At 60.2% G+C, this 26,969-nt stretch carries 24 protein-coding genes and 1 riboswitch; of the genes, 8 read left to right on the top strand and 16 right to left on the bottom strand.

Annotation, left to right across the window (positions count from 1 at the left end; all coding sequences use genetic code 11):
* Nucleotides 1-25 precede the first annotated feature (25 nt).
* Complete coding sequence (gene mqo, locus HLUCCO03_RS01325; protein WP_027833247.1) at nucleotides 26-1,507, bottom strand: malate dehydrogenase (quinone); 1,482 nt, start codon at nucleotides 1,505-1,507, stop codon at nucleotides 26-28.
* Nucleotides 1,508-1,742: 235 nt separating this feature from the next.
* Here mqo and HLUCCO03_RS01320 point away from each other — a divergent pair, with 235 nt between their 5' ends.
* From HLUCCO03_RS01320 to HLUCCO03_RS01310, 3 genes are all read left to right on the top strand, one after another.
* Nucleotides 1,743-2,714 (top strand): calcium/sodium antiporter, encoded by a 972-nt coding sequence (locus tag HLUCCO03_RS01320; protein WP_027833248.1) that lies wholly within the window; start codon nucleotides 1,743-1,745, stop codon nucleotides 2,712-2,714.
* A gap of 178 nt (nucleotides 2,715-2,892) precedes the next feature.
* A complete protein-coding gene (locus HLUCCO03_RS01315; RefSeq protein WP_027833249.1) occupies nucleotides 2,893-4,119 on the top strand; it encodes a sulfite oxidase in 1,227 nt (408 codons plus the stop codon).
* 59 nt (nucleotides 4,120-4,178) lie between these two features.
* Complete coding sequence (locus HLUCCO03_RS01310) at nucleotides 4,179-4,499, top strand: cytochrome c (protein ID WP_027833250.1); 321 nt, start codon at nucleotides 4,179-4,181, stop codon at nucleotides 4,497-4,499.
* A gap of 19 nt (nucleotides 4,500-4,518) precedes the next feature.
* On the opposite strand, the gene msrB is transcribed toward HLUCCO03_RS01310, so the two are convergent.
* From msrB to chrA, 3 genes are all read right to left on the bottom strand, one after another.
* Nucleotides 4,519-4,947: a peptide-methionine (R)-S-oxide reductase MsrB gene (msrB, locus tag HLUCCO03_RS01305; protein ID WP_027833251.1), complete on the bottom strand. Its 429-nt coding sequence runs from the start codon at nucleotides 4,945-4,947 to the stop codon at nucleotides 4,519-4,521.
* Between the two features lie 10 nt (nucleotides 4,948-4,957).
* The gene (gene msrA / locus HLUCCO03_RS01300) at nucleotides 4,958-5,605 is read right to left on the bottom strand and encodes a peptide-methionine (S)-S-oxide reductase MsrA (protein ID WP_027833252.1); all 648 of its coding nucleotides are present in this window, start codon (nucleotides 5,603-5,605) and stop codon (nucleotides 4,958-4,960) included.
* A gap of 96 nt (nucleotides 5,606-5,701) precedes the next feature.
* The gene (chrA, locus tag HLUCCO03_RS01295; RefSeq protein WP_027833253.1) at nucleotides 5,702-6,880 is read right to left on the bottom strand and encodes a chromate efflux transporter; all 1,179 of its coding nucleotides are present in this window, start codon (nucleotides 6,878-6,880) and stop codon (nucleotides 5,702-5,704) included.
* Nucleotides 6,881-7,025: 145 nt separating this feature from the next.
* On the opposite strand from chrA, the gene HLUCCO03_RS01290 reads away from it, so the two are divergent.
* Nucleotides 7,026-8,000, top strand: a complete 975-nt coding sequence (locus HLUCCO03_RS01290; protein WP_027833254.1) for a metallophosphoesterase — start codon at nucleotides 7,026-7,028, stop codon at nucleotides 7,998-8,000.
* 10 nt (nucleotides 8,001-8,010) lie between these two features.
* Here HLUCCO03_RS01290 and HLUCCO03_RS01285 read toward each other — a convergent pair whose 3' ends face one another.
* From HLUCCO03_RS01285 to HLUCCO03_RS01230, 12 genes are all read right to left on the bottom strand, one after another.
* Nucleotides 8,011-8,493, bottom strand: coding sequence for a CDP-archaeol synthase (locus HLUCCO03_RS01285; RefSeq protein ID WP_027833255.1), 483 nt, complete (start codon nucleotides 8,491-8,493; stop codon nucleotides 8,011-8,013).
* A 44-nt stretch (nucleotides 8,494-8,537) separates the two neighbouring features.
* Complete coding sequence (locus tag HLUCCO03_RS01280) at nucleotides 8,538-9,914, bottom strand: lyase family protein (protein ID WP_027833256.1); 1,377 nt, start codon at nucleotides 9,912-9,914, stop codon at nucleotides 8,538-8,540.
* 27 nt (nucleotides 9,915-9,941) lie between these two features.
* Complete coding sequence (locus HLUCCO03_RS01275) at nucleotides 9,942-10,226, bottom strand: hypothetical protein (protein WP_292016586.1); 285 nt, start codon at nucleotides 10,224-10,226, stop codon at nucleotides 9,942-9,944.
* A 50-nt stretch (nucleotides 10,227-10,276) separates the two neighbouring features.
* The gene (locus HLUCCO03_RS01270; protein WP_027833258.1) at nucleotides 10,277-12,031 is read right to left on the bottom strand and encodes a NahK/ErcS family hybrid sensor histidine kinase/response regulator; all 1,755 of its coding nucleotides are present in this window, start codon (nucleotides 12,029-12,031) and stop codon (nucleotides 10,277-10,279) included.
* Complete coding sequence (gene ercA / locus HLUCCO03_RS01265; protein WP_027833259.1) at nucleotides 12,015-13,178, bottom strand: alcohol dehydrogenase-like regulatory protein ErcA; 1,164 nt, start codon at nucleotides 13,176-13,178, stop codon at nucleotides 12,015-12,017. Before ercA ends, HLUCCO03_RS01270 begins: the two co-directional genes overlap by 17 nt.
* An 82-nt stretch (nucleotides 13,179-13,260) precedes the next feature.
* Complete coding sequence (locus HLUCCO03_RS01260) at nucleotides 13,261-15,084, bottom strand: prolyl oligopeptidase family serine peptidase (RefSeq protein ID WP_036197727.1); 1,824 nt, start codon at nucleotides 15,082-15,084, stop codon at nucleotides 13,261-13,263.
* Between the two features lie 25 nt (nucleotides 15,085-15,109).
* Nucleotides 15,110-16,264 (bottom strand): pyrroloquinoline quinone biosynthesis protein PqqE, encoded by a 1,155-nt coding sequence (pqqE, locus tag HLUCCO03_RS01255; RefSeq protein WP_197025695.1) that lies wholly within the window; start codon nucleotides 16,262-16,264, stop codon nucleotides 15,110-15,112.
* Nucleotides 16,261-16,536: a pyrroloquinoline quinone biosynthesis peptide chaperone PqqD gene (pqqD, locus tag HLUCCO03_RS01250; protein ID WP_027833262.1), complete on the bottom strand. Its 276-nt coding sequence runs from the start codon at nucleotides 16,534-16,536 to the stop codon at nucleotides 16,261-16,263. The genes pqqE and pqqD overlap by 4 nt, the downstream gene beginning before the upstream one ends.
* On the bottom strand, nucleotides 16,536-17,282 hold the full coding sequence (gene pqqC, locus HLUCCO03_RS01245) for a pyrroloquinoline-quinone synthase PqqC (RefSeq protein ID WP_292016599.1): 747 nt from the start codon (nucleotides 17,280-17,282) through the stop codon (nucleotides 16,536-16,538). Before pqqC ends, pqqD begins: the two co-directional genes overlap by 1 nt.
* Nucleotides 17,283-17,287: 5 nt before the next feature.
* Nucleotides 17,288-18,217 carry a pyrroloquinoline quinone biosynthesis protein PqqB gene (gene pqqB, locus HLUCCO03_RS01240; protein ID WP_027833264.1) on the bottom strand — a complete coding sequence of 310 codons (930 nt, stop codon included), beginning with the start codon at nucleotides 18,215-18,217 and terminating at the stop codon, nucleotides 17,288-17,290.
* 53 nt (nucleotides 18,218-18,270) lie between these two features.
* On the bottom strand, nucleotides 18,271-18,342 hold the full coding sequence (pqqA, locus tag HLUCCO03_RS01235) for a pyrroloquinoline quinone precursor peptide PqqA (RefSeq protein WP_007153157.1): 72 nt from the start codon (nucleotides 18,340-18,342) through the stop codon (nucleotides 18,271-18,273).
* A gap of 333 nt (nucleotides 18,343-18,675) precedes the next feature.
* Nucleotides 18,676-20,196: an aldehyde dehydrogenase family protein gene (locus HLUCCO03_RS01230; protein WP_027833265.1), complete on the bottom strand. Its 1,521-nt coding sequence runs from the start codon at nucleotides 20,194-20,196 to the stop codon at nucleotides 18,676-18,678.
* 376 nt (nucleotides 20,197-20,572) lie between these two features.
* A riboswitch (guanidine-I (ykkC/yxkD leader) is annotated at nucleotides 20,573-20,679 on the top strand.
* Between the two features lie 58 nt (nucleotides 20,680-20,737).
* On the opposite strand from HLUCCO03_RS01230, the gene HLUCCO03_RS01225 reads away from it, so the two are divergent.
* From HLUCCO03_RS01225 to HLUCCO03_RS01210, 4 genes are all read left to right on the top strand, one after another.
* Nucleotides 20,738-21,478 (top strand): urea amidolyase associated protein UAAP1, encoded by a 741-nt coding sequence (locus tag HLUCCO03_RS01225; protein WP_051603938.1) that lies wholly within the window; start codon nucleotides 20,738-20,740, stop codon nucleotides 21,476-21,478.
* Nucleotides 21,479-21,490: 12 nt separating this feature from the next.
* On the top strand, nucleotides 21,491-22,129 hold the full coding sequence (locus tag HLUCCO03_RS01220; RefSeq protein WP_027833267.1) for an urea amidolyase associated protein UAAP2: 639 nt from the start codon (nucleotides 21,491-21,493) through the stop codon (nucleotides 22,127-22,129).
* A complete protein-coding gene (uca, locus tag HLUCCO03_RS01215) occupies nucleotides 22,120-25,746 on the top strand; it encodes an urea carboxylase (RefSeq protein ID WP_027833268.1) in 3,627 nt (1,208 codons plus the stop codon). Before HLUCCO03_RS01220 ends, uca begins: the two co-directional genes overlap by 10 nt.
* Before the next feature lie 61 nt (nucleotides 25,747-25,807).
* Nucleotides 25,808-26,875, top strand: coding sequence for a putative urea ABC transporter substrate-binding protein (locus HLUCCO03_RS01210; RefSeq protein WP_027833269.1), 1,068 nt, complete (start codon nucleotides 25,808-25,810; stop codon nucleotides 26,873-26,875).
* Nucleotides 26,876-26,969 lie beyond the last annotated feature (94 nt).

Genomic DNA, 26,969 nt, shown 5'->3' with positions numbered 1-26,969 from the left:
GCCGGTCTTATATCGATTGGGAATATCACGCCAGTTTCAGGGTCGAGAGGGTCCGTTCACGCACACTGTTGAGCAGTTGCTCATCATCCACCAGTGACTGACCGTAGGAGGGCACCATTACTTTCATGCGCTCCTGCCATTCGGGTGACCTGATGCGCTCCGGGAAGCAGCGCTCGATCACATCGATCATGGCATGGGCGGCCGTGGATGCACCTGGCGATGCACCAAGAAGCGCAGCAAGGCTGCCATCCTTGGCCGCCACAATTTCGGTGCCGAATTCCAGCTTGCCGCCGCCGTCTTTGGATTTCTTGATTATCTGTACCCGCTGACCGGCCTCCTGCAGGCGCCAGTCTTCCTCACGGGCATCAGGGAAGTAATTGCGCAGAGACGCTACCCGGTCGCTGTGGGACTGGAATACCTCACCGATCAGGTAGCGGGTGAGGTCCATATTGGTCCGGCTCACAGACAGCATGGGCCGCAGGTTGGTGGGACTGACCGAACCGATCAGGTCGAACACGGAGCCCTGCTTCAGAAAACGCGTGGTAAAGCCTGCGAAGGGACCAAACAGCAGCGCCGGCTCGCCGTTGATGATGCGCGTATCCAGGTGAGGCACGGACATGGGCGGGGCGCCGATCGGGGCCTTCCCGTACACCTTGGAATGGTGTTGTTCGACGATTTCCGGCTTCTGGCATACCAGCCATTGACCACTGACAGGGAAACCACCGTAACCTTTCGATTCGTCGATGTTGGACTTCTGCAGCATCGGCAGCGCACCGCCGCCGGCTCCCAGGAAGACAAAGCCCGCCTCGAGCTTGGTAAGCTCACCGGTTTTCTGGTTCTTGACCCGCACCTTCCAGCGCCCGTTGTCGCGCTTGGCCAGATAATGCACCGGGCTGCTGAGCATGAGCTCGAAATTCGGCGTGGTTTCCAGGAATTTCACCATGCTGCGGGTAAGCGAGCCAAAGTCCACATCGGAACCATGCCGGACCCGGGTGGCCGCGACCCGCTGCATCGGGTCCCGGTTTCGTACTACCAGTGGCATCCATTCTTCCAGGTCACGCGGGGATTCGGTGTACTCCATCTCGCGGAACAGGTGGTGGGCGCTCAGTTTTTCGTAACGGCGCTTGAGAAACTTCACGCCGTCTTCTCCCCAGACAAAACTCTGGTGCGGCGTGCGGTTTATGAAGCTCTTCGGCTCCGGCAGCATGCCCTGCTCCACCAGGTGCGACCAGAACTGCAACGAAACTTCGAACGAGGCGTTTATTTTCAGCGCCCGCTCGATGCTGACATCACCATCCCCGGTTTCCGGGGTGTAGTTGAGTTCACAGTAACCGGCATGGCCGGTTCCCGCGTTATTCCATCCATCGGTGCTTTCATGGGCCACGTGATCAAGACGCTCCACCATGACGATGCCCAGGGAAGGATCCAGTTGCCTGAGCATCATGCCGAGGGTAGCGCTCATGACGCCACCGCCGACCAGCACTACATCTGCCTGTCTAACGGCCATTGGTTTTCACCCTAGCTGGTTTAAAAGCCTGTAGCCCGTCCACGATCAGCAGAGGGGCCTTCTGAAGTTGTGGCGCGATTATCCCGTTTTTTCAACGGATAATAAATTGCGATTATCAATCGCGGGCCAAACGTATAAAATGCGCGCGCCCGGCGACCATTCTTGCGCCTGAGGTTGACGATATCACCGCCACTTTAGTCTCATACCGGGCGGCTTTCATTATCAGGGCTACTTTATGTTACTGGCATTTGCAGCAATCATCGCCGGGCTGGTTCTTCTTGTCTGGAGCGCCGACCGCTTTATTGAAGGCGCCGCAGCAACCGCCAAGCACCTGGGCATGCCCTCATTACTCATCGGTATGGTCATCATCGGGTTCGGAACCTCTGCACCGGAGCTTGCGGTTTCTGCCATGGCAGCACTGGATGGCAACCCGGGGCTTGCGCTGGGCAACGCTTACGGCTCGAACATCACCAATATTGCTGTAATTGTGGGCCTTACTGCGGTGATCGCCCCGATTGCCGTGCATTCACAGGTGATACGCAAGGAACTGCCGCTGCTGCTGGTACTGACCGCGATCGCCGGCTACCAGCTGATTGACGGGGTACTGACCCGGCTCGACGGCTGGGTGCTGCTGGCTGTATTCGCCGCTGTGATGGGCTGGTCCATCTACCAGGGCATACAGGGCAAGGATGATGCCCTGATCAGCGGTGCTGATGCCGAACTGGCCGCCCATCCAATGCCATTGAATCGTGCGGTGATCTGGCTCGTTATCGGCCTGGTACTGCTGCTGGTCAGTTCCCGCATGCTGGTGTGGGGTGCGGTTTTCATAGCCCAGAGCCTTGGCGTCAGCGACCTGATCATCGGCCTGACCATCGTTGCCATCGGCACTTCCCTGCCGGAACTGGCGTCCGCGCTGGCAGCAGTCAAGAAAAAAGAGCATGACCTGATACTGGGCAACATCCTGGGGTCCGGTATTTTCAATACCCTGGCGGTTGTTGGCCTGGCAGCAACGATCGAGCCACTGGCCGTGGATAAGGAGGTTCTCTACCGCGACTGGACCCTGATGACGGCCCTCACCATCGGCCTTCTGGTCATGAGCTTCGGCTTTACCGGCAAATCCCGCACCATCGGGCGGCCCGATGGCGTCATATTGCTGCTTGTATACGTCTGCTACGCCGGCTATCTGGCAACCACTGTCATTCGCTGAAACCTGTTCAATGGCGCAAATCCCCGGTCTGATGTGCCGGTTCAGGGTGCCATCAAATAATAGCAGAAACGCGTTGCACAAAATTTGACCATCCCCTATAAGTAATAAGGATATAACCTGCCCCGAAGGACAGGCCATGGCTCCACCGTTCCACAATAACCTCAAAAGGAGACGGACCATGAAACAGGAAACAATGCTGCAACGGGGCGCGAACGATCCGGGGCTCAATAACCCGGCGCGCAGGAAACTGCTGTTAGGCAGTGCAGGTGCAATGGCTGCCGTAAGCCTGCTTGGCTTCGTCCCTGTTGCCAGGGGCGAAGAGCCCAAGTCCTTGCCGGACTACGCCGCCTGGAAAGAACGCAACGCCTTGATTGTCCACAGCGCGAACACCATGGAAACCCGGCGCGATGCCATTGGCAATGGAGTCATCACACCCAGTGACCGACTGTTCGTTCGTAACAATCTGCCTGCGCCTCCGAAAAATATTGCCGACAATCCCGATGCCTGGGAGGTAAAGATTGAAGGCGTCCGCAACCCGCGCACCCTCACGGTCGGCGAGCTCAAGGGAATGGGCGTTACCACCGTAGCTTCGGTACTTCAGTGTTCCGGTAACGGCCGGGCATTCTTTCCCCACGGGGCAAGCGGTACCCAATGGACAGTCGGGGCAGCGGGCTGTGTTATGTGGACAGGCGTGCCGCTGAAAGATGTAGTGGATGCCCTTGGAGGCCCGGATTCAGGCGCCCGCTATATCACCAGCACAGGTGGCGAATCGCTGCCGGACGGACTGGATCCCAAAACCGTTATCGTTGAGCGTTCCGTGCCAACCGATGCCCTGGAAAGTGCGATTCTGGCGTGGGAAATGAACGATGAACCCCTGACACACACCCATGGCGGCCCACTGCGCATGGTCATTCCCGGCTACTACGGTGTGAACAATGTCAAGTATGTCAAAGCCATTGCTTTTACCGAAAGCCAGACTGACGCGAAAATCCAGGCCTCAGGCTACCGGGTCCGTGATGTGGGCAAGAAAGGTTCCCCGGATCAGCCTTCCATGTGGGAAATGAACGTCAAATCCTGGGTAACCTCCCCGCTTGAAACCGGACAGAATGGCCGGAACATGATTTACGGTGTGGCGTTTGGTGGCACTGTTGCCCTCGACAAGGTCGAGGTTTCTACAGATGGCGGCAAAAACTGGAAACAGGCCCGTTTCCTGGGCCCGGATCTCGGCCCCTACGCCTGGCGCCCCTTTGTAGCGGCCGCGGATCTGTCAGCAGGAGAATACAGTATCGTCAGCAGGGCGACCGATACCAGGGGCAACACCCAGCCAGAGGGCCGGACCGAAAACGAACGGGGTTACGGCCACAACGGCTGGAAGGACCACGGGGTTACGGTCACTGTCAGTTAACACATAACCATGCCGGATCCGGGATGTTCCGGCATGGTTCACTTCCGGATACTCAAATTATGAGAAAGACCGTCTTAGCGGTGTCACTGAGCCTGCTGGCATGCAGTTACCCGGCACTGGCCGGCGACACGAAAAAAGGCAAGCAGGTCTTTACCGAGGAGGCTCAGCCCTCCTGCACGGTATGCCATACTCTCTCAGACGCCGGTTCTTCGGGAACCATTGGCCCGGATCTGGACGAAATGAAACCCTCCCGAGAACAGGTCATCAACGCCGTCACCGGCGGTGTCGGAATCATGCCCGCTTTTAACGAATCCCTGTCATCGGAGCAGATCGAGGCTCTTGCGGACTATATCGTGGAGGTCGCCGGGGCTACCCGATAACGGTAGCCCGCCTCGCAGATCAGCTCTCGCTTTCCCTGAACACCATGGCCACGGAGTTAAGACAGTATCGTTGTCCGGTAGGCGGAGGGCCGTCCGGGAATACATGCCCCAGGTGGCTGTCACAGCGAGGACACCGGATCTCGGTCCGGGTCATCCCCATGCTGCTGTCCTCAAGGTAGCGGATGTGGTCGGTGTCGAAGGGCTGAAAAAAGCTGGGCCAGCCGGTACCGGAGTCAAACTTCGAATCCGAGCTGAACAGGGGCAGCTCGCACAACCGGCAGTAGTAGACACCGGGGTTCTTGTTATCCAGCAGGGTGCCGCAAAAAGGCCGCTCGGTACCGTGATCCAGTAACACACGGCGCTCCTCGTCGGTCAGGCCGGCGGCCTTCTCCTCAATCTGTTCCGGTGTCAGCGGGGTCAGGTCGTAACCTGCAGCAGAAACGCTCATAGCAGCCTCCTCAGGCAATATCATTGCCGGTGTAACCGGGCTTGAGCCGGTCACCGAATGTGTCCACAAGCTTTTCCATCTTTGGCGCGGCAACAGCCATGATGTATGGCTGGTAGGGATTACGCGCCGCAAAGTTCTGGTGGTAGGACTCCGCAGGGTAAAAGGCGTCCAGGGGTTCCAGGCTGGTGACGATGGGATCGTCGTAGACGCCTGCGTCATCCAGCTGCCGGATGTAGGCCTCGGCCACCCGTTTCTGGTCTTGCGTTTCATAGAAAATGGCAGAACGGTACTGGGTGCCCCGGTCGTTACCCTGGCGATCAAGCTGGGTAGGGTCATGTGCCACCGAGAAGAAAACTTTCAGGATCTCCCCGAAGCTCACGGTTTGCGGGTCATACCGGACATCCACCACTTCGGCGTGGCCGGTCTGGCCGCTGCATACCGCTTCGTAATTCGCAGTATCCGCGCTGCCGCCGGCGTAGCCGGATTCGACCCGGGAAACGCCATTGACCGCCAGGAAAACCGCCTCCACGCACCAGAAGCAGCCACCAGCCAGCACGATTCTCTGCTCCTGATCACTGCCGGCTGGCAGATCGCTTTCCGGGTCCGGGAAGCGACTTTTGGGCACGTTAAGACCGGGTATATTGCAGGATGTTGACATATCAGCTTCTGCCTCTGAGTCATTACCACAAGTTTGCGTGCATTTGAGCCAAGTGTGGCCTGACAGAAACGGTTTGGCCACCCCCGATGATACTGATCAGAAAAACACCAGGCCGGCCAGCGCACTCACAGGTGCAAGCGCCCATACCGGTACCCGCCAGACAGCCAGGCTCACCCATGCCAGCAGGACGAATGCGATTGCGCCTGAACTATCTACGGCAGAAGTCCAGACCGGATCATACAGTGCCGCCAGCAATAGACCGACAACACCCGCATTGACCCCGGCAAGCGCTGCCCGGGCAACCTCATGACTGCGAATGTAGGACCACAGAGGGAGACCGGCGAACACCAGCAGGGTGCCAGGCAGGAAGACGGCAACGACTGCCACCACGGCGCCGGACCAGCCGCCTTCCACGCCACCAAGAAACGCTGAAAAGGAGAACAGCGGCCCCGGCATCGCCTGGGCAACACCATAGCCCGCCAGGAATGTGTCTGCCGGCATATCACCGGAGGCCACGAAGCCCTCCTGCAACCAGGGCAGCACCACGTGCCCGCCACCAAACACCAGGGCACCGGCACGATACAACTCGGCCCAGATCCAGCCGAGGGAGCCTGATGCCAGGGGTATGAACGCCAGCATCAGAAGGATCACAAACGCCGCGAAAAAGGCCATGGGGCGACGGGTCTGAACGGGGATGGTCAGGGTTTCCGCCGAGGCTTGCTGTGGCAGTTTCAGCAGTGCTCCGGCAGCACCGGCAGCTAGCAGGGCAAGGATCTGCATCCAGGTTGCTCCGACGGTCAGCAGCAGTATGGCCACCAGCAGGGCTATGGATAACCGCGGACTGTCCGGGCAAAGGCTTCTGCCCATCTGCCAGACCGCCTGGGCAACAACCGCAACCACGAACAGCTTCAGGCCGGTAATCCAGCCGCCCTCGCCGGCTCCCGGCCAGAACCCGAGGCCCAGGGCAAACAGGGTCATCAGCAAGGCTGATGGCAACGTGAAGCCAATCCAGGCCGCCGCAGCCCCCCGGTACCCGTTTTGCAGAAATCCGAGCGTCAATCCAACCTGGCTGGAGGCGGGCCCCGGCAATAACTGACAAAGCGCAACCACCTCGCCATAGGCGGAATCCGACAGCCACCGGCGGCGCTTTACAAATTCTTCATGAAAGAAACCCAGGTGGGCCGCAGGGCCCCCGAACGAAGTCAGGCCAAGGCGCAGAAACAGCATGAAAATGTGCCAGGCGGGTAAAGTGCCGGCGCGGGCTTCCTTGAACATGGAACTCTCTGTCGTTAATAGCGTGAGTTAAGAAGGATGAACATTATGACTTCCCTGTTGCATCACTCCCAGACCCAACCATAATGAAAGGGCGTGTTGACCGGATCGTGACAGGAAACGTTTACAACAACCAACAGGATCAGCAATGACAGCCCGGGCCCATACACCAGAAAACCAGGATGAGTTGCTGGAGTACCGCCTGAGCCTCCGGCTTGGCCCGGTTCATGCGCGACAGCGACTGGGCATTGAACGGGAAGCCGAAGCAAAGGTTTTCGGGCCGGACCGGCATTCATTCCATCTGGAGAATATCACCTCCGCACCAGGATTCATCAGTACCTGCCTTAAAATGGCCGGACTTTTCCGCCGGGGACAAGCCAACAGCCGCCGGCTCGATACCGTCCACAACCAGTTTCACATTACCGGCCTGCCGGCCGCCTTTGAAGGCTACAGAATCCTGCAGCTGACCGACCTCCACGTGGATATGGACGAGGCCAACCTGCAGGCAGTGCTCAACCGGATCGCCCCCCTCGAGTATGACCTGTGCGTTCTGACCGGTGACTACCGCCGCCAGACCTGGGGGCCGATTGAAGATGCCATGGAAGGCATGGCAAGGCTGCGCGATGCCATCCGGGGTAAGGCGTACGCGGTTCTGGGCAACCATGACAGCGTGCGCATGGTGCCGGGCCTGGAGGATATGGGGTATCACCTGTTGATGAACGAGCATGCGGAAATCCAGCGGGGCGATGACAAGCTCTACCTGGCCGGCGTGGACGATGCCCATTTCTACAAGGTTCACAATTTGCACAAGGCCGGGGACAGGATTCCGCCGGGCGGAATCAGCATATTACTGAGCCATACCCCTGAAATCTGGCGGGAAGCGGCCCATGCCGGCTATGACGTCTTTCTCTGCGGCCATACCCATGGCGGGCAGATATGCCTGCCCGGGGGCATTCCCGTCACTCTTGATTCCGATTGCCCGAGGGAACTCGGCCGGGGCTACTGGCGCCGCAATGGCATGCAGGGTTATACCTCCCCCGGAACCGGCACCTCGGTGGTCAATGTGCGCCTGAACTGCCCGCCGGAAGTGACACTGCATACCCTCACCGCCGGGCCGGATTAGCGAACCCGGCTCAGTGGGGCTGGTGACGAATGCCCAGGCGGTAAAGCAGCGGCGACAGCAGTATATTGGAAAGGGTGAAAAGCACCACAACAGCGGTCACCAAAAGCCAGTTCAGATCCAGCCAATACCACGCCAGCAGCATCGGCAGCAACGCCTCGGGTACCTGGTCCAGCCCGGTTGCCCTGGCGCTGGAAACGAGGCCGGCGCGGCGCTTGATAAAGCTGCTGAGCATATCCCCGGCAAGCCCCAGTAATCCGAACAGCAGGCCGAACAACAGCCCGATTCCGGTGAGCCATGCAAACAGGCCACAGGCCAGGGTTCCGGAGACAACACCTCGCCAGGTCTTGCTTTTACCAAATATAGGCCTGCCGTCACGCCAGAGGCGCCCGCCATCCACCGCCGCGGACCAGTGCCGGCCCAATACCAGGGCAGCAACCACTGGCGCCCCGTTTGCCAATACCAGCATCACGAAGAGCTCGAGAGAAATCAGCAAACTGCTCAGCCTCCGTCAGGTGACACACCGGGGCGCCCGATTTGTCAGGCCACGCCGCCCTTTGTGAGCTTCAGCGGGTCCATCAACTCTTCCAGCCTGTCCCGGTCAAGGCCGCTGCGCTCCTCGGCCACATCGATAACCGGCCTTCCGCTCTGGTAGGCTTCTTTCGCAATTTCAGACGCCAGGCTGTAACCAATTTCCGGATTCAGTGCGGTCACCAGTACCGGGTTCCTGCCTACCGCAGCGTCCAGATGATCAGCGTTCACGGTGAAGTCACGAATCGCCTTGTCACCCAGAATGGTGGACGCGTTGGTGAGGAGCTCGATCATATCCAGCAGGTTTGCGCCTACCAGAGGCAGCATCACGTTCAGCTGGAAATTACCGGACTGCCCGGCAATGGCAATGCTGCTGTCCAGCCCCATCACCTGGGCGCCCACCATGGCGACCGACTCGGGAATCACCGGGTTGACCTTGCCCGGCATGATGCTGCTGCCCGGCTGCAAGGCCGGCAGGCTGATTTCCGCCAGCCCGTGAATAGGGCCACTGTTCATCCAGCGCAGATCATTGGCAATCTTGGTGAGCACAATGGCCAGGCCCCGCAGCTGGGACGACAGGGCCACCGGAGCATCAATGGCGCTCTGGCCCACGAACTTGTGTTCCAGCGAGTGGAAGTGGTAGCCGGTGTTGGCCTTGAGGAACTTGACGAACTGCTCCGGGAATTCGTGCAACGCGTTCACGCCGGTGCCTACCGCGGTTCCGCCCTGGGGCACCTGCAACAGGTCCTCGGCTGCCGCCTCAAGGCGTTTACCTGCCGCCAGCAACTGCTCCCGCCAGGTACGTAACTCCTGCCCGAGGGTGACCGGCATGGCATCCATGAGATGGGTTCGGCCGGTTTTGACCTGGTCGCAAAAAAGCGCTTCCCGCTCGTAGATAATGCCGCAAAGATGGGTCAACGCCGGCAGCAGGCGCTCGTGAATACCCGCCACTGCGCTGACATGAATGGCGGTGGGGATCACGTCGTTGGAGCTCTGGCTCATATTGACGTGGTCATTGGGGTGAATGTCCACACCTTCCTTTCTGGCCAGTGCGGCGATCACCTCGTTCACGTTCATGTTGGTACTGGTGCCGGAGCCGGTCTGGTAGCGGTCAATGGGGAACTGGTCAGCGTACTCGCCGTTGAGCAGCCGGTCACCGGCGGCAACGATGGCATCGCGCACGTCGTTATCCAGCAGACCGAGACTGGCGTTGGCATCAGCGGCCGCCTGCTTTACCCGAACCACGGCGGCGATAAAGGCGGGCGGCATGGGCAGGCCACTGACCGGGAAATTTTCGACAGCCCGCTGGGTCTGGGCGCCCCAGAGGGCATCTTCGGGAACGTGTACTTCACCCAGGCTGTCCTTTTCTGTTCTGAACGTGCTCATGACATCCTCCTTATTGACCAGCCCTGATTATCCGTTCAGGGGGGACTTGAGTCTGACATGGTCGCAAATGCCGGTGACCTGATCAAAATTCAGAATCAGGGTATGTACCGTATTGGTGTAGGTGTCGTGCAGGTGAAACTTGAACCGGCGCTGCTTCTCTCCCTGCAGAAAGGCATCGTACTCGCGGGCAAGCTCTCTTACGTCACCTCCCTCGTCCCTTGACCAGGTGGCATTAAACGGCCCGAGCACAGCACCGCCAGACAGGCAAACAGTCACTTCATGATTGGTAAGGGCATTTTCTGAAACGGCCATGGCACACTCTCCTGACGGAATCGGTTACTGACAGGGTTAAGTGTAGACCGTCATTCGGTAACAGGGTTCACCGATGCACTGAGGCTGGTGACCAGTGCCCTGAGGCGGTTGGGTTTGACCGGTTTATTGAGAATGGGCAGATACTGGGCGCTGATAAACCGGCGGGTGGTATCGCTTCGGTCCGCGGTTATGACAGCAGCGGGAATATCACGATCAAAGTGGCGGCGGAGCGCGTGGATCGCCTCGCAACCGGTACGATTCCCGTCCAGGTGGAAGTCCGCAAGGATAATATCCGTTATCCGGCAACGCTCAATGGCCTCGGAGGCACTGCCAGCGGTCACCACGCGGCAGCCCCATCGTTCCAGCAGAGCTTTCATACTCTCCTGCACAGGTTCTTCGTTATCAACCACCAGCACCCGGAGCCCGTCAAAGGACGAGGATGCCGGCGCCGGAACGTCCCTGATCGGGCGTCCCGCAGGCGCTTCGGTAACGGTATCAAGGGGCATGAGGACGCTGAAACAGGACCCCCTGCCGAAGTTGGAGTCTACCCGTATGTCATACCCCAGGACTCTGGCCATCCGGTCAACAATGGCCAGCCCCAGGCCCACACCCTGGCGCCCGCCTCCGCCTTTGGGCAGTATCTGGTGAAACTCACGGAAAATGTCCTGCAGCTTGTCTTGTTCGATACCGATACCGGTGTCCCACACACCGATTTCCAGGTTGGGCCCGCGCTTGCGGGCGGCAAACAGTATTCCGCCATCCCGGGTGTACCGGAAGGCATTGCTCAACAGGTTCCTGAGAATACGGGTGAGCATACGCGGATCTGTGCGAACCGTACCGGTGCCTGCCCGCAGGCGAAAATTAAGTTCGGCATTTTCCGCCAGCGGTTCGAATTCCTGGGCCAGGCCCCGCATCAATTCGCCGATGTCGGTGTGCACGAAATCCGGTTGCATGGCTTTCTGTTCCAGCTTGGAAATATCCAGCAGGTCCGCCAGCAGGTCTTCCGCACTGTCCAGGGAACGTTTTACGCGCTCAACCAGGCGGTTTTCATCCGCCGGCAGATTGCTGTCCATCAGGGCGGAAACCAGCAGCCGCGCGGCATTGAGTGGTTGCAACAGGTCATGGCTGGCGGCTGCCAGGTACTTGTCCTTGCTTTCATTGGCTTCCCGGGCGGCGTCCACCGCCACCACCAGTTCCCGCTCTACCTTTTCCCGCTGTTCAATCTGGTAGCGCAACACCACGTTGGCATTCTGCAGTTCGTCGGTGCGCTCTTCCACCCGGCGCTCAAGGTCGGCATTGAGCTGCCGAAGCTTTTCCCGTGCCTGGTAGCGCTCGGTGATGTCCGCAACGAATGCCTCCACCACTTCAGGCCCGAGGTCTGGCCGACGCAACAGCGTAATGGCAACGTACACCGGGGTATTATCGGCGCGCCTGAGCCGGGCTTCCCGGGCACTGAGGCTGCCCTCGTCCAGCAACTCCTGGCGAATGGCGTCGAACTCCCCGGAATTGCAGAACAGCTGTTCACGCAGCCGGATGACCTTCGTCATCATCGCCTCGGGGCTTTCATAACCGCAGATACGGGCCATGGCGGGATTGGCGGCCACAAAGCCACCCCTCAGATTGGCCTGGAAGATGCCGTGAAGCGCATTTTCAAACAGCCACTTGTAGCGGTTCCGCTCCGCTTCCAGCTGGTCAATCCGTTCCTGCAGAGCCGGGTAGTAGTTCTTGCGCACCGACTGGCTGCCGAGACCGAGGAGATCGCCGATATCGTAATCGGCATCTCTGGAATCAGAGGGCTTCTTCATAAACCACTTCGACATCGCGGCGGGAGGATTTGCGCGGGTTGGTGAGAATACAGGGGTCCTGCAGCGCAAATCCGGACAGATAGGGGATATCGGAGGTGGTCACCCCCAGTTTACCGAGCTTTGCTTCCAGGCCCACCGCCTGTTTAAGGGCAACAATCCGCTGCATCAGGCGCTGTTTTATCACCGGTTTCGACATGCCCCGGGTGTCGATGTCCATGGCTTCAGCCACCCGCTTGAAGCGGTCCTCGGCAGAGGTGTAGTTATAGGCCACCACATGTTCCAGCAGCAACGCATTGCAGAGGCCGTGGGGCAAATCCAGGAACCCGCCCAGGCTGTGGGACATGGCATGCACCGCCCCCAGGATGGCGTTGGAAAATGCCAGGCCCGCCTGCATCGAGGCCAGCATGATCTGCTCCCGCAGGTGCACGTTCGCGGTATTCTGCACCAGGGGCTCAAGATTGCGATTGATCAGCCTTATGGCTTCCAGCGCATTGGTGTCGGTGAGCGGGCCACTGCCCGTGGAAACAAAAGCCTCGATGGCGTGCACCATGGCATCCACACCGGTACAGGCGGTGAGATAAGCGTCCATGGTTTCCGTCACTTCCGGATCGATCAGTGACACATCCGGCACCACCGCCTTGCTGATAATGGAAAACTTGAAGCGACGGTTGGGGTCGGAAATGATCGCGAACTGGGACACGTCGGCGGATGTTCCGGCGGTGGTGGGAATCAGGATCATCGGTGGCGAGGGTGAGGTAATGGTATCCACACCTTCGAACTCAAGGATATTCCGGCCATGGGCGCTGACAATGCCAATGCCCTTGGCGCAATCCATGGGGCTACCCCCGCCAATGGCAACAATCACATCGCATTCGTTCGACCGGTACAGTTCCGCCCCGGCCATGACCTCATCCACTTTCGGGTTGGGCGAGACGCCGGTAAACACGGTCACGCGAATGCCTGCGTTCACCAGGATGTCCACGATTTCCGCTACCCAGCCGGCTTTCTCCACGCCCGGGTCCGACACCAGGAACACATGCCGGGCACCGAAGTTACTTGCAAAGTTGGCCACCGCCTTGCGAGAGCCGGCACCAAAGACGATTTCAGGGGATACAAACTTGCGCAGAGCAGAAATGTCGTAGCTCATGGGCGTTCTCGTCAGTGTTGCTGTTGTTGTTATATCAGGTTCAAGTTTACCTGAACCGACGCCGGTGATCATTGCACTTTTTTTAGCGATTCCTCCGATAGAAGGCGAGCAGATTTTCCAGCAGCGCAACCTGGTTTTCACGCTGCCGGAAGCCATGCCCTTCCTCCTCGAACCACCAGAGCTCAACGGCCTGCCCGGCTCTCTCAAGCTCCCGGACCATGGCCCTGGTCTGCTCCGGCACGACGACCCGATCCTGCCCGCCCTGGAAAAATATCATGGGCCCGCGGATACGATGAGACTGCCGCACCGGTGTACGATCGTGCCAGCGACCGGGGAACTCCTCCGGTGATCCCAGCAGCCAGTCCAGGTAGCCCGACTCGAAGCGGTGAGTCACCTCCCGCAGTCGGGCAGGATCACTCACCCCGAACAGGCTGGCACCGGCCCGGAATCGTTCGCTTCGGGTCATGGCCATCAGTGCCGTATAGCCACCGGAGCTGCGGCCCTGGATAAACAGCCGGCGGGCATCTCCGCGGCCGGTGGCCGCCAGATGATCGGCCGCCCGCTCCATGTCCTCGACATCCGCCTGGCCCCAGTTACCGGCCAATGCCAGGCGAAAATCACGGCCGAATCCGGCGCTGCCACGATAATTGATCTCGGCTACCGCAAAACCATGATGGCACCAGAACTGGACCTGTGGATTGAACACCGGCCAGGCCGTTGACGTGGGCCCGCCGTGGGCAATCAGTATCAGCGGTGGTGGGGAAGTTTCCGACGAACCACCGGCTGGCGGGTACCATAATCCACTGACTTCTTCCCTCACCTCCCCGGAAGGTGGAATCCTGAAGGTTTCCGGTGGGATTGTATCGGCGTTGAAAGGCCTCTCACCACCAGCCAGTGTGTGGAACTCGCCCGTTGCGGGATCAATGCTCAGAACCGTATCCAGACGCGTTGCCGAGTGGGCGATACAATGTAACCGGCCATCCCGGACTGTAAGGTGGCGAAAATCCGTGTAGTCCGCAGCAATCCTGCGGGCAGGTGCGTCGGCACTGGCCTGCAGCCAGAGTTCGCCGGTGCCTGACCGGTAACGGACCCGGGCCCAACCGCCATTCTCAAGCGGCCGGTGATGACTCTCACCCAGTTGCCAGGGCGCGCTGGCGTGGTCCGCGGCTGTCGCATCCAGACAGGTCCAGACCGCCGATTCTGCCCCGGTGGACACACGCCAGGGTTGCCACCAACCGTCGTGATCCGACAACACCAGCAGTTCCTCACCATAGAATACCGGCTGCTGGACACTGCCCTCACCGGGGGCCGGCCTGCAGCGGGCATGCTCCAGTGCGCCTTCGGCATTCACATCCGCCGTCCAGAGCACGGATCTCACCCACGGCATGTCCGGCAGGGACCAGCACACCCAGGCGATTCGCGTGCCACTGGCCGACAACGCCGGGGTGCTGTAAAAATCCTCACCTTCATGCAAACACCGGATTCCGGAGCCGTCCTGCACCGCCACCAGTTGCTGGCGTCCGCTGTATTCACGGACGGCAAGCACCCTTTGATGGCGCGAATCCCATGCCAGCCCGCCGAAGCAGGCCTGGCTGTCACAGGTGATGGCCCCGACAGCACCTGACTGGGTATCGATACGATGAATCTGCTGCCCGGAAGCCTCAACCGCATAAACCGCGGCGCAACCGGCACAGACTGCCCCGCCGCCATAGCCATTCACCTGGCTGCGAATGCTGAAATCTTCCGGGGTGACACGCTGCGGGCCATTTTCAGCCGCTCTGTAAAGCAGGGTTTTGCTGCTGTCCGGATCAAACTCCAGCCAGAAGATTCCGGCCGGAGATACCGTTAACGCCCCCCGCTGAACAAACGCCGCGGAAGCCTGTTCGGCGGAGATTGTGGAAAACACGGAGGATTCCGCCTCGCCAGAGGCGTCAGCCGCGGAAGAACAGCCGGGAGTTGTCGGTGTTGCGATAGGTCAGCTCCTCCAGCCCGGCAGTGGCGTGGTCCGCCGCCTTGCGGGCGGCAAGAATGCGATCGTGGTGGGATGACTTGCTGCACACCGGATCGGCGTTGTCGGCATTGCCGGTGAGCAGATAGGCCTGGCAGCGGCAGCCGCCGAAGTCCTTGCCCTTTTCATCGCAGGAACGACAGGGCTCCGGCATCCAGCTGTCACCCCGGTAGTGATTGAATCCCGGGCTGTCATACCAGATGGAGTGTAGCGAGGATTCCCGCACATTGGGAAACTCGATGGGCAGCAGTCGGGCGCTGTGGCACGGCAAGGCGGTGCCATCCGGCGCCACGGTGAGAAACAGGCTACCCCAGCCGTTCATGCAGGCCTTTGGCCGTTCCTCGTAATAATCCGGGGTCACGAAGATCAGTTTCATGGCCGAACCGCTGGCCGTGAGGCGTTTGCGGTAACTGTTCACTTCCGCCTCGGCCTTCTCCAGCTGGGCTTTCGAGGGCATCAGCCCTTCCCGGTTTTCAAAGGCCCAGCCGTAATACTGGCATGTTGCCAGTTCAACATAGTCCGCCCCCAGCCGTTCGCAGAGGCTGATAATATCGTCCATCTGGTGGATGTTGTGGCGGTGGATCACGAAGTTGAGCACCATGGGGTAGCCCGCTTCTTTTACCGCCCGTGCCATGGCCAGCTTCTGATCGAAGGCCTTGCGGGAACCGGCCACCGCGTTGTTCAGTTCCGGGTCCGAGGCCTGGAAACTCACCTGGATATGGTCCAGCCCGGCATCGCGGAAAGCAGTCACCTTGGCCTCGCTGAGTCCCAGCCCCGAAGTGATCAGATTGGTGTAGTAACCCAGTTGCCGCGCCTCGGAAATCAGCTCCGGCAGGTCCTGGCGCACCAGGGGCTCACCCCCGGAAAATCCCAGCTGGGCCGCACCCATCTCACGGCCCTGGCGCAGTACCCGCACCCACTCCTCGGTGGTCAGTTCCTGCTGGCTCTGGGCAAAATCCAGGGGGTTGGAACAGTAGGGGCACTGCAGCGGGCAGCGGTAGGTCAGCTCCGCCAGCAACCACAGTGGCGGGCCGATACCGGGGCGATCACCGGCAGGCATGGCGTGATGGCCGCTCATGTGAACAGTATCCAGTGCTGCTGTTCGGCATCTTTCAGGAAATCGCTGACATCGTTTTCCAGGGAGCCTGCGTCCGGAAACTGCTGCTCCAGCCTGGTAACGATATCCGCCACACTGCGCTCGCCATTTACTTCTTTGAGCACCGCCCCGGCACTGTCATTGAGTCGCACCATGCCCTCCGGGTACAGCAGCACATGGGCATTCTGGGCCGGTTCCCACTGGAAGCGGAAACCTGGCCGCAGTCTCGGTACCTGCTCCATGGACATCGCCATCACAGCCCCCGGTGCCACACGGGCTGGTCGGTGACGGTATGATACGGGGGCGTCTGGTGCTGATAAGCCATAGTCAGGGAATCCAACATCGACCATAGGATGTCCAGTTTGAATTGCAGGATTTCCAGGGCACGGGCCTGTTGTGCCGCGGTGGTGAAATGCTCCAGGGTGATGCTCAGGCCATGCTCCACATCCCGCCTGGCTTCCGACAGCCGCTTGCGGAAATAGACGTAGCCGTCGGTTCTGATCCAGGGATAATGCTGCGGCCAGCTGTCCAGCCGGGACTGGTGAATTTCCGGCGCGAACAGTTCCGTCAGGGACGAACAGGCCGCTTCCTGCCAGGTGGCCCGGCGGGCAAAGTTCAGATAGGCGTCCACCGCAAAGCGGACACCGGGCAGCACATGGCGCTGGTCGATCACTTCCTCCCGGGTCAGTCCCACGGCTTCCGCCAGGCGGAGCCAGGCTTCGATACCGCCCTGGTCGTCGCTGTGGCCGTCGTGATCCAACACCCGCTGCAGCCACAACCTGCGCACGGACGCATCCGGGCAGTTGGCCATAATGGCGGCGTCCTTCCGGGGAATATTGATTTGGTAATAGTAACGGTTGGCCACCCAGCCACGGATCTGCTCCGGCGTGCAGTCACCGCCGTACATGGCTTTATGGTACGGATGGTGTATGTGGTAATACCGGCCTTTGGTCCGCAGGGCCTGCTCGAAATCCTGCCGGTTCATCGCCGGGGTTGCGATAGCATTCATGAGGGCACCGCCCTATCCAGGTGCATTCCGTCGAAGGACACTTCGATACCGTGCTTTTCCAGCACAGCCCGTTCTGGGGAGTTCTCGTTCAGAATGGGGTTGGTGTTGTTGATATGGATAAGAATCTTCCGCTTTGCCGGCATGGTGTCGAGCACCTCGATCATGCCACCGGGACCGCTCTGGGCCAGATGCCCCATTTCCTGCCCGGTGCGGGTACCTACTTCGCACCGCAGCATTTCATCATCATGCCAGACGGTGCCATCCACCAGCAGGGTGTCTGCCTTGCGCATCCATTGCAGAATCTGTTCATCCGGCTGGCCCAGCCCCGGTGCGTACATCACGGTTTCGCCGCTGCCGGTGTCTTCGATAAACAGGCCAATGTTGTCGCCCGGGTGGGGGTTGTTACGGCGTGGAGAGTACGGTGGCGCGTTACTGAGCAGCGGAATGGCTGTCAGTTTCAGCGACGGCGCGCAGGGTATGGTGAAGAATTGCTGATCGGTACAGGGCACCTCACGCCACCGGGGCCCACCGTTCCAGTGTTCCAGCATTCGGAACAGGGGAAAGCCACTGCTCAGGTCCTCATGCACCTGTGCCGTACACCAGACATCCAGTGGCAGGCCCTCGCGCAGCATCAGCAGACCCGTGGTGTGATCCACCTGGCTGTCGATAAGCAGAACGGCACCGATACCGGTATCCCGCAGGGCGCGTCCAGGCTGCATGGCTTCAAAAGCTGCAAGCTGGGCACGGATATCCGGGGAAGCGTTGCAGAGAATCCAGCTGACACCGTCTTCGCTGATGGCAATGGACGACTGGGTGCGTGCCTTCGCGTTCAGGCTGCCTTTACGGAAACCGTCACAGTTGGCGCAGTTGCAGTTCCACTGGGGAAAGCCACCTCCGGCTGCGGAACCAAGAATACGAATCTGCATGGCGGGAACTCCGGAAGCAAAACGGCCAGCACGGAGCGGCTGGCCATCCGTTCTCAGCGGTTGGCGAAGTACATGGTGACTTCGAAGCCGATCCGCAGGTCTTCATAGGCTGGTTTGGTCCACATGGTGCTTACCTCTTGTGATGATTGTTGTGGCGTTCACGACCCGTTAGCCGGTTTTCCGGTAACTCACACTCAATCCTACCCAGTCTCCGGAGGGTCAAATATGGTACTTTGGAACTGATTTTCGGCTGATGCGGGGCGCGAAAGTCATCCTTTCGGACCATCGCCGTGAATAAGGCCGTGAAAACAAAAAAAGGCCCTGGGAAGGGCCTGAAAAATGGCAGGAAAACCCATACCCCGGCCAGTCACCGGGAAAAAAGTGCACATCCGTGTGCTGACTCGCCACCGGGCCCGTGTGGATGGGGCCCGGGCACAACAGTCAGTGCGTTGCCGGGATCAGAAGAAGCCCAGCGGGTTGATGTCGTAGCTCACCAGCAGGTTCTTGGTCTGCTGGTAGTGGTCCAGTGCCATCTTGTGGTTCTCGCGGCCAACACCGGACTTCTTGTAACCACCAAAGGCCGCGTGAGCCGGATACTGGTGGTAGCAGTTGGTCCATACACGGCCTGCCTGGATGGCGCGGCCCATGCGGTAGGCACGGTTGATGTCGCGGGTCCAGAGGCCGGCGCCCAGACCAAACTCGGTGTCGTTGGCGATGGCCAGTGCTTCTTCCTCGTCCTTGAAGGTGGTTACACCCACCACCGGGCCGAAGATTTCTTCCTGGAACACACGCATGTTGTTCTTGCCTTTCAGCAGCGTGGGCTGAACATAGAAGCCGTTGTTGTACTCGCCTTCCATCTCTTCACGGCCACCGCCGGTCAGCACTTCCGCACCTTCCTGCTTGCCGATTTCCAGATAGGACATGATCTTGTCGAACTGTTCCTTGGACGCCTGGGCACCCACCTGCACATCGGTATCCAGCGGGTTGCCACGCTTGATGGACTTGGTGCGCTCGACAACCTTGGCCATGAACTCGTCGTACATGTCTTCCTGGATCAGCGCGCGGGAAGGGCATGTGCACACCTCACCCTGGTTGAAGAACGCCAGCACCAGGCCTTCCACGCACTTGTCGATGAATTCCGGCTCGGCCTGCATCACGTCTGAGAAGTAGATGTTGGGGGACTTGCCACCCAGCTCCACCGTGGACGGGATGATGTTTTCAGCAGCGCACTTGAGGATATGGGCACCAACCGGTGTAGAGCCGGTGAACGCGATCTTGGCGATGCGCTTGCTGGTGGCCAGGGCCTGGCCGGCTTCGATGCCGTAACCATTGACGATATTGACCACACCCGCCGGCAGCAGGTCACCAATCAGATCCATCAGGATCAGGATGCTGGCCGGTGTCTGCTCGGCCGGCTTCATAACGGTGCAGTTACCCGCCGCCAGGCAGGGCGCCAGCTTCCACACTGCCATCAGCAGCGGGAAGTTCCAGGGGATGATCTGGCCCACGACACCCAGCGGCTCATGGTAGTGATAGGCCACGGTGTTGTTGTCGATAGCGCTGGAAGTATCTTCCTGGGCACGGATACAGCCGGCAAAATAACGGAAGTGGTCCACGGCCAGGGGCAGGTCGGCGTTGATGGTTTCACGCACCGCCTTGCCGTTGTCCCAGGTCTCGGCAACCGCCAGCATCTCGATGTTCTGCTCAATGCGGTCGGCAATTTTCAGCAGAATGTTGGAACGCTCGGTAGTAGAGGTTTTGCCCCAGGCCGGCGCAGCCTTGTGGGCGGCATCCAGTGCCAGTTCAATATCTTCGGCAGTGGAGCGCGGAATTTCACAGATCACATCACCGGTCACCGGTGTGATGTTTTCAAAATACTGGCCCTTGGCGGGAGCGACCCACTCACCACCAATAAAGTTTTCGTAACGGGGTTTGAAGGAGACGACGGAGCCTTCCTTTCCGGGTTGTGCGTAGATCATGGTCTCGACCTCTTGTTGTGTTTGTCGAAGGGCAACGCGGCCTTTCGCGTTTACCCACTCAATGTAGACCCCAATACCGGATAGTTGAATGATTCGATGGAGGTGAAAAACTCCTCCCTTGGTAGTAGATGGCATAAGAGCCACGGCACCACTGCCCTCACGCCAATAGACACCCTCAAATAAACATTGCACCGCAAAGGCACCCGCCGGCGCACCAGACTGGTGCGCGCGCCCTGTCAGGTGGCGATCAATTTCGAGCAACTAAATCTTAATCCATCAAAATCAGACGTTTATGAATTGGCATGGACCCTGCAAAGACTGGAGTACGCAGCGAGACGTCGGTTACTGAAACCACAATCAAAGCGCCACAATCTGACCAATGGTCAACTAGGGTTCCGGTCTGCCACCAATCCAGGCAGATGGCTGGTCCGAGAGTTGACGACCTTTTCCAAGGTTACACGGCGGGACAAAAGCCCGGGAGGATCGTTCAGTTACTGACGCCTCTCGTTTTTTTGGATGCCCTAACCAGGAGGAAAAGGCCATGTTGCAGACCGCAGCCCCTCTCTGTGCAACACCCCTGTACGACGATCTGATTCCCGGCGGATCCCACTGGTCCTTTGTCATGCGCCGTGGCCACGTGCTGCGCCTGATCGATGAAACCGGCGGGGCCAATGTAGGCATGCTGATGTACAACCCCGAGAATCCCCTCGAGCGGTACAACATGCCGGACACCCTGAAAAACCAGCACACCTTCAAACTCACCAGGGGCCACGTTCTGCTCTCGGACATGGGTCGTGTGTTTGCCTCCATCATCCGCGATGACCTGGGCTGGCACGATACCGTCAGCGGTACCTGCAATGCCGAGCTGGTGGAGCAGCGCTGGGGTAAGAAGACCTACCAGGAAGCCCATAACCACTACCACCGCAACGGCTTCACCAGCTTCCTCAACGAACTGGCCAAGTACGGCCTGGGCAAGAAGGACCTGACCGCCAACCTGAACTGGTTCAGCCGGGTAAAAACCGACGACGACGGCAACATGGCCTTTGTCAGCGACCATTCCCACGCCGGTGTCACCGTGGACCTGCGTTTCGAAATGGACACCATCGTGGTGCTGCACACCTGCCCCCACCCGCTCAATCCGGCCCCGGAATATCCGAGCCATCCAGTGCGTTATCAGCTCTTCCAGGCGGCCCCGGTTACCGATGCCGACCCCTGCAAGACCTCGTCACCGGAGGCCACCCGCGCCTTCGCCAATAACGCCCTGTACCACCTGTTCCAGTAACGGAGGCCGGAGATGATCAAGCACAGCGAATTGAACCCCGACAACGCCGCCTTCCGTGAAACCGTGCCGGCGGGCGAGTATTTCCTGAAAGTGGTGAAGGCCGGCGAGACCGTCCGTATCCTGGACCTGGAAGGCAACCAGGCGGCCGACACCCTCTTCTACAACGCCCACAACCCCACCGAACGCTACAGCGCCGTGGACACCATTCGCGAGCAGGGCAATGTCTACCTGACCGCCGGCTCCAAACTGGTGTCCTCGGAAAACAACGTGATGCTGGAAATCACCGCCGACACCTGTGGCCGCCACGACACCCTGGGCGGCGCCTGTGCGGCGGAAAGCAACACCACCCGCTATGCCCTGGAGAAAAAGTGCATGCACGCCTGCCGCGACAGCTGGCTGGTGGCGGTGACCGAACACGAAGAGCTGGGTATGAGCAAGCGGGACATCACCCACAACATCAACTTCTTCATGAACGTGCCGGTGACCGCCGAGGGCGGGCTGACGTTTGAAGACGGCATTTCCGACGCCGGCAAGTACGTGGAACTGAAAGCGGCGATGGACGTGCTGGTGATGATTTCCAACTGCCCGCAGCTGAACAACCCCTGCAACGGCTGGAACCCCACACCCATCGAGGTGCTGGTATGGAACTGAACCAGCCCCTGAAGAAGGTCCTGATCGCCAACCGGGGCGCAATTGCCTGCCGGGTGATCCGCACCCTGAAGGCCATGGGCATTACCTCGGTGGCGGTCTACGCGGAAGCCGATGCCGATTCGCTGCACGTACGTCAGGCAGACGAATCCTGGTCGCTGGGGGAAGGATCGGCGGCGGCCACCTATCTGGACCAGGACAAACTGTTCGGGGTGATTGCGAAAAGTGGTGCCCAGGCGATCCATCCGGGCTACGGCTTTCTCAGCGAGAACGCGGATTTCGCCCGCCGCTGCGACGCCGAGGGCGTCGTGTTCCTCGGCCCCACGCCGGAACAGATGGAAGATTTCGGCCTCAAACACACGGCCCGCTCCCTGGCGGAAAAAGCCGGGGTACCCATGCTGCCCGGAACCGGCCTGCTGGGCAGTCTGGACGAGGCCCTGGCGGAAGCCGAGCATATCGGTTACCCGGTGATGCTGAAAAGCACCGCCGGCGGTGGCGGCATCGGTATGTCCCGCTGCTTCGGCGCCGAAGACCTGAGCAAAACTTTCGAGTCCGTGCAGCGCTTGAGCCAGAACAACTTCAGCAACAGTGGCGTGTTCCTGGAAAAATTCGTGGAACACGCCCGCCACGTCGAAGTGCAGATGTTCGGTGATGGCAAAGGCACGGTGGTGGCCCTGGGTGAGCGGGACTGCTCCGCCCAGCGCCGTAATCAAAAGGTGATTGAGGAGGCGCCCGCGCCCGGACTGTCCGATGACGTCCGCCAGCGCATGCACGCCACCGCCCGCCAGCTTGGCGAGAGCATTGACTACCGCAGTGCCGGCACCGTGGAGTACATCTACGACCCGGACACCGCCGAGTTCTACTTCCTGGAAGTAAATACCCGCCTGCAGGTGGAGCACGGCGTGACCGAGCAGGTGTACGGCGTGGATATCGTGCGCTGGATGGTGGAACTGGGAGCAGGCACCCTCGGCGACCTGGAGGCTCTGGCCAGAGGCCTGCAACCCAAAGGCCATGCCATACAGGCGCGGATCTATGCCGAAGACCCCAACAAGGACTTCCAGCCCTCCGCCGGCCTGCTGACCAATGTCAGCTGGCCGGAGGAGGCGGGCCTGCGGATCGACACCTGGATTCAGCCGGGTACCGAGGTGTCTCCCCTGTTCGACCCCATGCTGGCCAAGGTGATTGTCCACGAAGACGACCGGGAATCCGCCCGCCAGCGGCTGATGCAGGCCCTGGATACCAGTGAACTCTACGGTATCGAAACCAACCGCCAGTATGTACGCCAGGTGCTGGAAGACCCGCGTTTTGCTGAAGGCCGGCTGTTTACCCGCACCCTCAACGAATTCGACTACCGGCCGGCCACGGTGGACGTGATCAGCGGCGGCACCCTGACCACGATCCAGGATTACCCGGGCCGCATCGGCTACTGGGAAGTGGGCGTGCCTCCCTCCGGTCCCTTCGACAGCTACTCCTTCCGCCTGGGCAACCGGCTGCTGGGTAATGAGGAAGGCGCACCCGGCCTGGAAATCACCCTGCGCGGCCCGACCCTCGTCTTCAACCGGGCCACCCAGATTGTGCTGACCGGTGCGGCACTGGAGGCGAGCCTGGACGACCAGCCGGTGGCCTTCTGGGAAGTGCTCGACGTACCCTCCGGCGCCACCCTGAAAATCGGCGCCGGCAAGGACTCGGGCGCCCGCGCCTATGTGCTTTTCCGGGGTGGACTGGACTGCCCGCAATACCTGACCTCCTGCAGCACCTTCACCCTTGGCCAGTTCGGCGGCCACTGTGGTCGCGCCCTGCGGGCCGGCGATGTCCTGGCTCTGGCCGACACCACGCCAGCGCCCGCGGCGAAGCTGATCAACGAACTCAAGCCAACCATTGGCAGGGAATGGAAACTGCACGTTACCTATGGCCCCCACGGCGCGCCCGATTACTTCACCGACGGCGACATCGACACCTTCTTCAAGAGCGACTGGGAAATCCACTACAACTCCAGCCGCACCGGCGTGCGCCTGATCGGCCCCAAGCCCGAGTGGGCCCGCAGCGATGGGGGCGAGGCGGGCATGCATCCCTCCAACATCCATGACAACGCCTACGCCGTGGGCACGGTGGATTTCACCGGCGACATGCCGGTCATCCTCGGCCCCGATGGCCCCAGCCTGGGCGGTTTCGTGTGCCCGGTCACCGTCATCAGTGCCGACCTGTGGAAACTGGGCCAGCTCAAGGCCGGTGACAAGGTGCGGTTCGTCCCCGTTTGCCAGGACCAGGCGGTCGCCCTGCGGGAGGCCCTGGACGAATCCGTGGCCACCCTGACCGCCGCTACCACGCGCATCAAACCCATTACCCCGGTGTCGCCGATACTGGCCTCCCTCGGCACCGAGGAACACGAAACCGGCGTGGTCTATCGCGCCGCCGGCGACAATTACGTGCTGGTGGAATACGGCCCCATGGAGCTGGACATCTGCCTGCGCTTCCGCGCCCACGCCCTGATGCAGTGGCTGCGGGAGAAGAACCTGGAAGAGATTCTGGAACTGACCCCCGGCATCCGCTCCCTGCAGGTGCACTACAACAGCCAGAACCTGAACCAGCGGGCCCTGCTGGACCTGCTGATCAGTGCCGAAAAGGAACTGGAAAAACAGCCGGAGTGGGACGTGCCGGCCCGCATCGTGCACCTGCCCCTGTCCTGGGACGACGAAGCCTGCCAGACCGCCATCGCCAAATACATGCAGTCGGTGCGCAAGGATGCCCCCTGGTGCCCCAGCAACCTGGAATTCATCCGCCGCATTAACGGGCTGGACAGCATCGACGAGGTCAAACAGACCCTTTTCGATGCGAGCTACCTGGTGATGGGCCTGGGGGACGTCTATCTCGGCGCCCCGGTGGCCACGCCCCTGGACCCGCGCCACCGCCTGGTGACCACCAAATACAACCCGGCCCGTACCTGGACCGCAGAGAACTCCGTGGGCATCGGCGGCGCCTACCTGTGCATCTATGGCATGGAGGGCCCGGGGGGCTACCAGTTCGTCGGGCGCACCCTGCAGATGTGGAACCGCTACCGCAACACCGAGTATTTCGAGCCGGGCAAACCCTGGCTGCTGAGGTTCTTTGATCAGGTGCGTTTCTACGAAGTCAGCGCCGAGGAGCTGCAGCAGATCCGCCGGGATTTCCCCAACGGCGACTACCCGATCCGCATCGAGGAAACCCGCTTCAACCTGAAGGATTACGAGCAGTTCCTGACGGATAACAACGACGAAATCGAAGCCTTCACCGGCAAACGCAAACAGGCCTTCGACGAGGAACTTCAACGCTGGATCGAATCCGGCCAGATCAATTTCAGTTCCGAAGCCCCGATGGAAGACACAGGCGAGGATGACATCGCCAACCTGCCCGCAGGCCAGCACGCGGTGGAAAGCCACGTGGCCGGCAACCTCTGGGAATGCCTGGTCAAGCCCGGCGACCTGATCGAGGCCCAGCGCCCGGTGGCGGTTATCGAATCCATGAAGATGGAAATTGAATTGCTGAGCCCGGTGAGCGGCCGCGTCGTGGACGTGCGCCGGGAAGCGGGCCAGGCGGTATCACCGGGTACGCCGGTGGTGATCGTGGAAGACGTTAATGAATAGTGCCAGCAACACAAAAGAAGAGTGAATCGACCAACACGGGCAGAGCCCGAGGAGAGATACCATGAAAACATCTGACATGAGTAAACGTCTGGCGGCCGGTCTGCTGACCGCTTCTCTGTCCATGGGCGCCATTGCCGAGGAAAAGGATTCCTTCAGCATTGCCTGGACCATCTACGCCGGCTGGGTGCCCTGGCAGTACGCCGAAGACAGCGGCATCATGAAAAAGTGGGCGGACAAGTACGATATTGAAGTGGATATCGTGCAGGTGAACGACTACATCGAATCCATCAACCAGTACACCGCCGGTCAGTTCGATGGCGTGGTGGCTACAAGCATGGATGGCCTGTCGATTCCGGCGGCCTCCGGCCTGGATACTACGGCGCTGATTGTGGGGGACTACTCCAACGCCAACGATGGCCTGGTATCGAAAGACGCCGAGTCTATCGAGGACCTGGAAGGCGAAACCGTACACCTGGTTGAGCTGTCCGTTTCCCATTACCTGCTGGTGCGGGCGCTGGACAGCGTTGGCCTAGAGGAGCGGGACATCAATGTGGTGAACATCTCCGACGCCGACCTGGTCTCGGCCTTCCAGACGGACGAGGTGCGCCATGTCGCTACCTGGAACCCGCTGCTGACGGAAGTGGCCGCCATGCCGGGCGTCACGCCACTGTTCGACTCCAGCCAGATTCCCGGCCACATCAAGGACCTGACAATGGTGAACACGGAAACCCTGGCGGACAACCCGAAACTGGGCAAGGCCCTGGTGGGCGCCTGGTATGAAACCATGAGCATCCTCAAATCCGACAGCGAAGAAGGCCAGGAAGCCCGCGCCATGCTGGGTGAAATCTCCGGCACGGACCAGGAAGGTTATGAAATGCAGTTGGAGGGCATGAAAATGTTCTGGGAGCCGGAGAATTCGGTGGAGTTCATCCGCAGTGACGAAGCGCGGTCCGCCATGGACGATGTTCGTCAGTTCTCGTTCGACAAGGGCCTGCTGGGCCAGGGCGCCCAGAGTCCGGATTTTGTCGGTATCGAGTTTCCCGATGGTTCCATTATGGGTGATGAGAGCAACGTGAAGTTCCGCTTTGATGACAGCTACATGCAGATGGCTGCTGACGACGAGATCTGAGCGATCGTCCTCTAAAACTCTGATACGATCGGGCACGAATATTCGTGCCCTTTTTCGTTTAGACTTTGGAGGTGGATCGGCGTTGGGGTGCCTT

The organism is Marinobacter sp. HL-58 (assembly GCF_001314605.1).
GTDB lineage: Bacteria > Pseudomonadota > Gammaproteobacteria > Pseudomonadales > Oleiphilaceae > Marinobacter.
The sequence above is the reverse complement of the archived record's forward strand: the minus strand, read 5'-3'. Positions and strand labels throughout refer to the sequence as shown.